Source organism: Bacteroidota bacterium (assembly GCA_018831055.1).
In the GTDB taxonomy this organism is placed as follows: Bacteria; Bacteroidota; Bacteroidia; order Bacteroidales; family B18-G4; genus M55B132.
In genome coordinates, this window is the sequence record JAHJRE010000068.1 from 1 (window position 1) to 6701 (window position 6701).

Consider the following 6701-nt stretch of genomic DNA (forward strand, 5'->3'; position numbering starts at 1 on the left):
TGGACATTCATGGTAAGGATAATTCTCAGGAACAGACTGTTAAACCTGATAATTATAGGTGTGCTTACGCTGATCATGCTCTATTTTGCTCTTCACGTAAAGTTATCCTACGAATTTTCCAGGATGCTGCCCGATTCCGACAGTACCGCTATAGAATATGAAATCTTTAAACAAAGGTTTGGGGAAGACGGGAGTGTGATGTTCATAGGCATTCAGGATAATGACCTTTTTACCTTTGATAAGTTCAATGCATGGTACGACCTCACACAAAACATTAGCAAAATTGAAGGAGTGGAAGGTGTTTTATCCGTGGCCAGGATGTTTAATCTTGTTAAGAACGACAGCCTTGGCACTATGGATTTCAAACCGGTTGTTACCAAGCGGCCTGCCTCGGTTGAAGAAGTCGACAGCATAAAAAAAGCAATTTTCAGTCTGCCGTTTTACAAAGACTTCCTGTACAATGAGGAAAGCGGGGTGCATTTGCTGATGGTTACTCTTGATAAAAATGTGCTGAATTCGAAAAACCGGACGGTATTGATGAAGGAGATCAAATCCGAAGCCGACAGTTTCGGTGAACAGTACAATCTGGAGTTACATTATTCAGGATTGCCTTATATCCGCATCGTAACAGCCAAAACACTTGAAGATGAACTCTTTTTCTTCACCTATCTGGCAGCCATCATCGCGGCGGTGATCCTCTTTATTTTCTTCCGGTCATTCAGGGCAGTGGCCTTTCCCGCTTTGATCATGGGGATGGTTGTTGTTTGGGTTCTCGGATCCATAAGCCTGTTTAATTACAGGATTACTATGCTCACCGGGATACTACCCCCGCTTATGATCGTTATCGTGGTAGAGAATTGCATCTTCCTGTTAAACAAATATCATTCTGAATACCTTACCCATAAGAATAAAATCAAAGCTTTATCGCGGGTTGTACAAAGAATAGGAAATGCAAACCTACTCACAAATGCGACCACCGCCGCGGGATTCGCGGCATTCACCATCACGGGTAACCGCATCCTGACAGAATTTGGGATCATCGCTTCCCTGAACATCCTGGTTGCCTATTTACTCACACTCATATTGATCCCCATTTTCTTCAGTTATCTTCCTCCACCAAAAGACAAGCATTTCAAGCATTTGGAAGACGGAATTGTCAGCAGGATCATTGGGCGCATAGTCAATATTGTGCTGCGATACCGCAATCCGATCTATGTAATTGCCATTATTTTCATCGCCTTAGCCATTTGGGGAGTTACCAAGCTGCAAACGACAGGAAATATAGTCGATGATATCTCCAAAGGGCACAAATTGTATAAAGATCTGATGTTCCTGGAAGAAAACTTCAAAGGCGTTATGCCATTGGAGATATCTGTTGACAGTAAGGAAGAGAACGGGCTTTTCAGCGACAATGCCGAAGCTCTTTATAAAATAAAACGCTTTCAACGGGTTTTTTCCAAAGACACACTTTACTCAAAATATTTCAGCAGGCCCCTTAGTATAGTTGACGGTATCAGCTTCATCTACCAGGCCCACATGGGAGGAGACCCCAAATATTATATTCTGCCTCCTCCCACCAAATTAAATGAATTAAAGTTGTACACAGGAAGTACGTCTACCAATAATACCTTTCACTCATTTATTGACAGCACGAACCGTATTACCCGAATCAGCATCCAGATGGCCAATATTGGCACCAGAGAGATTGAAGCCCTGACCGACAGCCTCAGACCGGTGATCAACGAAATCTTTCCACCTTCAGACTATGACGTTGAGATGACCGGAACCAGCGTGGTTTATTTGAAAGGCACAGACTACATGGTTAAAAACCTGTTCTCAAGTCTTTTACTTGCCCTGGCAATCATCTCTGTTCTAATGGCTTTGCTGTTTACTTCTTTCAGGATGATCATCATCTCACTGATACCCAACCTCATTCCCCTGATCATGACAGCAGGTATGATGGGTTTTGCAGGGATTTCCATCAAACCATCTACTATTCTGATCTTCAGCATAGCTTTGGGTATTTCTGTCGACAATGCAATTCATTACCTCTCAAGATACCGTCTCCAGCTTCAGTTAAACAATTGGAATATCAAAGAATCGGTTCTGGCTGCATTAAAGGAAACCGGATTCAGCATGATTTATTCATCTGTCGTACTATTCTTCGGGTTCTCTATATTTATTTTGTCTTCCTTCGGAGGGACAGAAGCACTGGGTTATCTTATCTGCTTTACTCTGCTTGTTGCGTTGGCTTCCAATCTGTTTATTCTGCCCTCCCTCCTGCTGACAATGGATAAATACATAACTACCAAAACTTTCAAAGAACCCTTGCTGGAGATATTTGATGAGGAAGAAGATATTGAATTAAAAGAACTGGAGATTGAGAAGGGGGAGTGAGAGATTTCGGCTTTCGACCCCGGCTTTCGACCCCGGCTTTCGCCGGGGCGTGCGGGATCCCGGCTTTCGCCGGGACAGGCAGGACTAACCATATAACCATATAATATGAAAGGTATCATACTCGCCGGTGGATCCGGCACAAGGCTATTTCCCATCACGATGGCCATCAGTAAGCAACTGATGCCTATTTACGATAAGCCCATGATTTATTACCCGCTATCGATATTGATGATGGCAGGTATACGAGACATCCTGATTATAACTACTCCCCAGGATAATCCTGCATTTATTAACCTGTTAGGTGACGGTTCACGGGTTGGATGTTCTTTTACCTATGCCATCCAGGAGGTACCCAACGGACTTGCTCAAGCTTTCGTGATAGGAGCACCATTTATTGGGAACGATAAAGCCGCGCTCATCCTGGGAGACAATATTTTTTACGGAACCGGGCTTCAGCACCTTCTCCAGGAAAACAATGATCCCGAGGGAGGCATGGTATTTGCGTACCATGTTTCAAACCCGGAAAGGTACGGTGTAGTTGAGTTCGATGAGAACAACATTGCTATTTCCATTGAAGAAAAGCCAAAGAAACCCAAATCCAATTTTGCTGTTCCCGGGTTATATTTCTATGATAACAGCGTTGTTGATGTTGCAAGAAATATCAAGCCCAGTGCAAGAGGTGAATATGAGATCACCGATGTGAATCGTTACTATCTTGAACAAAATAAACTCAAGGTCGGAATATTGGATCGAGGCACTGCCTGGCTCGATACCGGAACCTTTGAATCGCTCATGCAGGCAGCACAATTTGTAGAGGTTATTGAGCAACGTCAGGGGTTGAAGGTTGGATGTATCGAAGAAATTGCCTATCAGCAGGGATTTATCAACAAAGAACAACTGGTTAAAATAGCCCAGCCATTGCTAAAAAGCGGTTACGGAGAATATCTTATAAATCTTGCCGGAGAATAGCCATGCATACGTACAATGAATTATTGGAATTATTTAACTCCGCACTTTTAAAGGAGAAATTTTCAGGACATCCTCCCGAATTGTACGATCCGATTGCATATACCCTTGAACTGGGAGGGAAAAGGATGCGCCCCCTTTTGCTTCTTATGTCGTGTGAGATGTTTGGCACACCTCCCGAGAAAGCTGTCAAACCTGCTATCGGCATTGAGGTATTCCATAATTTCACACTTATCCACGATGATATCATGGATAAGGCCCCACTCAGAAGAGGTAAGGAAACCGTGTATAAAAAATGGGACGAAAACGTTGCCATCCTTTCCGGTGATACCATGTTCGCCATAGCTTTTCAATACATGGCTACCGCAGAAACCAAGCGCCTCCGGGAATTGCTTAACGTTTTCACCCGCACTGCCATCGAAGTATGCGAAGGGCAGCAGCTGGATATGAATTTCGAAACGACTGATTCTGTGCACATCCAGGATTACCTGAATATGATACGTCTTAAGACGGCAGTACTCCTGGGTGCCTCCCTGAAGATAGGGGCTATAATAGCCGGAGCCGACAGTAAGGAATGCGACAAAATATATAATTTCGGGGTTCAGCTGGGACAGGCTTTTCAATTAAAGGATGATCTGCTTGATGTATTTGGGGATGAGGAAAAATTTGGAAAAGTCAGCGGCGGAGATATCATTGCAGGGAAAAAGACCTTCCTGTACCTTAAAGCTTACGAACTAGCCGGTGAAAATCAAAAAAACACTCTGAACGAACTGTTTAGCCTTCCTGAAGACAAGAATTCTCTCAGGGTCAGCGAGGTAAAAAAGCTCTATCGTCATTTAAATATCCAGCAGGAAACAGAAGAAATGATCCGGAACCTTTACCATGCAGCCATGCAGGATTTGAAAAGCATCTCAGCGGATGAGGGGAAAAAAACACTTCTGAAAGAATTCGCAGAAAACCTGATGAAAAGGGATTATTAAATTTATCCTGTCATTGCTGCTTCAAAGCGGTCTTATCGCTTTCCAATTCCTCCAGCCTCATTTGGAGGTTCTCCCATTCATTCATGGAAGCAGCAAGTGAGTTTTTTACCTTATCATAATCAACATATATCTCGTCAAGGGATTTATTTTCCCTGTGCGTATCCGGATCAGCCAGAATACTATCCATTTCGGACAGCTTTTCCTCTAAGGTATGTATCTTTTTCTCAATCCCATCGATTCCCGATCTGATTTTTCTTATTTCCCGGTCTATTTCCCGTGATTTTTCCCAGATCAACTTATTTTCAGAGGGCTGACCTTCTGTCTGCCGTGAAATCCCTTTATGGTTCTGATTCAAACTATTCAATGAATATATTTTTCTGGCTTCCAGGAAGTCATAGATATCACCGATATACTCCTTCACTTTGCCATTACGAAATTCAAAGATCTTATTTGTCAATCCCTGGAGAAAATCACGGTCGTGCGATACAATGATCATAGTGCCATCATACTGAATCAGAGCATTTTTCAACATGTCCTTCGACTGCATATCGAGATGGTTGGTAGGCTCGTCCATGATTAACAGGTTGACCGGGGTAAGCAGCAATTTTGCAAGGGATAAACGGGATTTCTCCCCTCCTGAAAGGACTTTTACTTTCTTTTCGATCGTATCGCCGCTAAACAGAAAACTGCCCAGCAGATTTCTTACCCGTGTCCTCATATCACCCGTGGCCACGGCATCAATAGTGTCAAACACGGTCTTATCCCCATCCAGTCTTTCCCATTGATCCTGTGCATAATACCCGATTTTTACATTATGCCCGTACTTCAACAAACCTTCATACTCAAGCTTGCCGGCAAGAATTCTTGAAAGAGTGGTTTTACCCTCTCCATTTCTTCCCACGAAGGCAATTTTATCATTTTTGATGACAGGAAAAGATATCTTGTTCAAAACGGTATGACTACCATATGCTTTGGTCAGGTGATCGGCTTCGACTATCACTTTACCGGCGCGGGGAGATTCAGGAAAACGAAAGTGAAAGGTGGTCTGGTCCATTTCGTCAATCTCGATACGCTCCATTTTATCGAGCATTTTTATTCTCGATTGAACCTGTCTTGCCTTGGTATTCTTATAACGGAATCTCTCGATAAACCTTTCGATCTGTCTTATTTCCCGTTGCTGGTTATTCAGCATAGCAAGCTGAAGTTCCATGCGCTCTTCTCTCATTTCAACATATCCGGAATAACTCGCCTTATAATCATAAATCTTTTGGTCGGCAAGTTCAATGGTCCTTTTGGTTATATTATCCAGGAAGGCCCGGTCGTGAGAAACCAGAATGACAGCGCCATTGTAATTCATCAGGTATTCTTCCAACCACTGGATGGATTCAATATCCAGATGATTGGTAGGCTCATCAAGCAGGATCAGGTTAGGCCGGGCAAGCAGTATTTTCGCCAGTTCCACCCTCATTTGCCAGCCCTGACTGAATTCATTCATGGTTCGGTTAAAATCCTGTTGCACAAACCCCAGTCCCAGTAATACCTTTTCCGTATCTGCCTGAAACTGGTGTCCTCCCAAAATCTGAAATTTATCATTAGCTTCTGAAAGAGAGATCACAAGCTTTTGATAAGCAGGGGAATCATAATCACTACGTGCACTTATCTCATGCGTCTTCTCATCGATTAGTTTTTTAAGTTCCAGGATATGGTTAAAAGCTTCCAGCGCCTCCTGGTAGACGGTTCTACCTGAGTTAACCAGTTTTTCCTGGGGGAGATAACCGAGAGTCATGGAGCTCGGTATCACAACATTGCCCGATTCCGGATTCTGTAATCCCGCAATAATTCTTAGCAGAGTAGTTTTACCTGATCCATTGCGACCTACCAGACCTATTTTATCCTTCTCATGGATCATAAAGGAAACATTGCGGAATATATATTCCCCTGTGAAATGAACCGATAAGTCGTTTATACTGATCATAGCCGGCACAAAAATAGTGATGTATAAGGACTTGCCAAAATAAAAAGAGGCTGTCGGATGACAGCCTCTTTTTTTATATTATTCCTGTAGGAGTTAAACTCCTGTTAAGGATTAGTTAGCAATGATCACCTTCTGAATGATCACATTCGATCCGGTTTCAACCTTGATCATATACACACCGGCTTCGAAACCGGAAGTGGTTACCTGGAGAACGTTGTCGTTAACAACCTTGTTGTTGTAAACAACCTGTCCTACATTGTTGATGATCGTTACGAATGTGATGTCTTCAGTAGCTGTGATGTTAACAACATCGGTAGCCGGGTTCGGGTAGATGGCGATGCCTTCGCTTGAAAGTTCACTGACGCTGACAGTGGTGGAGACAA

Annotated in this window: 5 protein-coding genes; 3 read left to right on the plus strand and 2 right to left on the minus strand. The window is 43.2% G+C overall.

Annotated features, from left to right (window positions below; all coding sequences use genetic code 11):
* The 3 genes from KKA81_03975 to KKA81_03985 all read left to right on the plus strand — a co-directional run.
* A partial coding sequence (locus tag KKA81_03975; GenBank protein MBU2650071.1) for an MMPL family transporter occupies positions 1-2397 on the plus strand: 2397 nt, incomplete at its 5' end.
* Between the two features lie 105 nt (positions 2398-2502).
* On the plus strand, positions 2503-3366 hold the full coding sequence (rfbA, locus tag KKA81_03980; protein ID MBU2650072.1) for a glucose-1-phosphate thymidylyltransferase RfbA: 864 nt from the start codon (positions 2503-2505) through the stop codon (positions 3364-3366).
* Between the two features lie 2 nt (positions 3367-3368).
* Entirely contained in the window at positions 3369-4343 is a 975-nt protein-coding gene (locus tag KKA81_03985) for a polyprenyl synthetase family protein (protein MBU2650073.1), read from the plus strand.
* A gap of 10 nt (positions 4344-4353) precedes the next feature.
* Here KKA81_03985 and KKA81_03990 read toward each other — a convergent pair whose 3' ends face one another.
* A complete protein-coding gene (locus tag KKA81_03990; GenBank protein ID MBU2650074.1) occupies positions 4354-6318 on the minus strand; it encodes an ABC-F family ATP-binding cassette domain-containing protein in 1965 nt (654 codons plus the stop codon).
* A gap of 111 nt (positions 6319-6429) precedes the next feature.
* Positions 6430-6701 (minus strand): T9SS type A sorting domain-containing protein (locus KKA81_03995; protein MBU2650075.1); only part of this gene is annotated, 272 nt, incomplete at its 5' end.